The 291-nt window shown below is 56.4% G+C and carries 1 rRNA gene; it reads left to right on the plus strand.

Annotated elements, in window-relative coordinates:
• Positions 1 to 12: 12 nt before the first annotated feature.
• Positions 13 to 127, plus strand: a 5S ribosomal RNA gene (gene rrf / locus KW821_RS21475).
• Positions 128 to 291 lie beyond the last annotated feature (164 nt).

Consider the following 291-nt stretch of genomic DNA (forward strand, 5'->3'; position numbering starts at 1 on the left):
TTGAAGTTTTTGCCTGGCGGCCATAGCGCCGTGGAACCACCTGATCCCATGCCGAACTCAGAAGTGAAACGCGGTAGCGCCGATGGTAGTGTGGCATTCGCCATGCGAGAGTAGGACACTGCCAGGCTCCTAATTAGACGACATTGTGCGCAGTACAATGTTGTGCCGAGAGGATGACACCTCGATGAAACGGCGACGATTTAGCAGAAGCTAGCCAAATTGCGGAGCGGTAGTTCAGTTGGTTAGAATACCGGCCTGTCACGCCGGGGGTCGCGGGTTCGAGTCCCGTCC

Source organism: Aeromonas sp. sif2416 (assembly GCF_019218665.1).
Lineage (GTDB): Bacteria > Pseudomonadota > Gammaproteobacteria > Enterobacterales > Aeromonadaceae > Aeromonas > Aeromonas encheleia.